This window comes from Zunongwangia sp. L-65, from assembly GCF_056859415.1.
Window position 1 is genome coordinate 1 of sequence record NZ_JBSXOK010000002.1, and the last position, 2,105, is coordinate 2,105.

The 2,105-nt window shown below is 35.5% G+C and carries 1 protein-coding gene; it reads right to left on the reverse strand.

Going from position 1 to position 2,105, the window contains the following annotated elements:
- Positions 1-38: 38 nt before the first annotated feature.
- A complete protein-coding gene (locus tag AC13DP_RS00030) occupies positions 39-1,862 on the reverse strand; it encodes an AAA domain-containing protein (protein ID WP_483067072.1) in 1,824 nt (607 codons plus the stop codon).
- Between the last annotated feature and the right edge of the window lie 243 nt (positions 1,863-2,105).

Genomic DNA, 2,105 nt, shown 5'->3' on the forward strand with positions numbered 1-2,105 from the left:
AAAAAGACATTTGGCTTCTTACAAATAGAATCGATTTTTTAGTGGTTCACTTTACTCCGGCTAAAGTGGTTCACTTTGATCCGGCCAGGGTGGCTCACTTTAACCCGGCCAGGGTGGTATACTATGACCGTTTTTTGCACCCAGACCAATACTTCCCGATAGTCTTCATTCTGTTGGATATCGCGTTGTGATATTTCACATACAGGAGGCAGCTGCATATGATCTCCTAAAAAAGTTACTGGCACATCCTGATTAAAAAGGGTTTGCGCTTTTATAACATTGGAATAACCTGCCTCATCAAGAAATATATGGTCAACGCCTAATTTATCATCAGTAAACCGATATAGATAGGTATCCAGAGTAGCGCCTATTATAGATACATTCTTTAAACGCTCTTCCGTACTATAATTCATTAAGCGCTCTTCTTCTTTCTTTAAAATATCTAATTTTAAAAAAAGTTCATCTTTAGTTTGTGTTTTATATTCTGTAGCAATAGATTCATAAACAGGTTGGGAATCACTAACTTCTTTAATATATGCAGTCAGATTTTCTTCCAATTGATTTAGTCCGCTAGCAATTACTTGAGTTAGTTTAAACTTATCAACAGTTTGAATTGCATTCTTGATACTACGGAGTATGCGCTCGGTATCCTGCTTTTTCTGCAGTACCTGTTCTTCCGCTATTCTAATCTCGTGTGTGAGTTCCTCCAGATTAGAACCAACCTCATTTTTACGAATAGTCTGGTCTGCTTCTTTTCGGATGGTAGCATCTATTAACTCCTGATAGTTCTTACTTTTTCCAAAGAAAGATGTAACTGCTACTAATGTTGAGCTTTTTTTCTTGTTCAACCGTTCACGCTCTAATTGGGCTTCCTGAATGTTTAGTGTACATTCTATTTCCTGACTTTGCAGGCGCTTAATTGCACTCTTTTTATGTTGTAGTTTATCTTCCTCTGCTAGTATGTGTTCATTCTGCTTTTGAAACAGCTTAATATCTTCAAGTGCTTTTCTAAAAACTTTGATACTATTGGATTGCTCATCAATACCCAGAACATTTTGGAGTACAGCGATCTGTTGTCTAAGCTTCTTTAATTCATTTTCAAGTCCTATAATCTCACAAACTTCCGGGAATTCATCTGCAAACTTTTTAGAAGGACCACCCAGCCGTATAATTGCATCCCTAGAAATACCTGCCTTATCAGTCATTTTAATAACGCCTCTAAAGATTTGCTCCAGAGCGTGATTGGTAGGAGCAACAATTGCCACTTTTTTGTTATGCTTTAAATAATTTAAAATAGCATAACTTAAAACGTATTGAGTTTTCCCTGTACCCGGAGCACCCCAGATATAGGAAAAAGGAATATTAAAAATTAGGTTTAAGGCTTCCTGTTGTTCTGAAGAAGGTAAATGTAGATCTGTAAAGAAAAATGAATTTGAAGGGGCTGAAATTACTGGTTTTTTATGGGGTAATTTTAAGGAAGCTCCATTGATTTCATACCATTTCTCAACGCGTTCTATTAAGAACTTCATATCAGATAGAATTTCCCAATCCCTGGGTTGATTTTCAGCAAAAAATTGATAAGATTCTGTGTTGGGTTTAATGACTACCAAATTTTTATCTCTATCGTATACTTGTATCTTAATCCCACCTATGTCCCATTCTTTGTTAGAAGCAATATGTTTAAATACTAAAGTTTCTTCATCAAAAATTTTACCTTGTATCACTAACTTAAACTTATCTTTACCTACAAGCTCAATGTGATTAACCGATATCTTAAAGACGCCACCTCCTTTATCCGTTAGAAATTGAGAATAAGTTTCACAGGCTGTTATACAAACCTTACGTATTTGTGTTGCATTCATAGTCTACTAGCTATGTATAAAATTTTAATTTTTTCTAAACTCTATATTCCACGCCTCTTCATCCCTCAGATTTTTGCAAATGTTTAATACTAATACTTCTTAAGTGGATGAGCCGGCCATAGTGAACCACGTGCGCCGGATGAAAGTGAGCATAGCAAACTAAGTGCGCAAAATCGATTCTACTGTGGTTAAATTTACTATTTATTTTTAAGTTTTTTCCTCATTGATTCCCCCTTGATATCT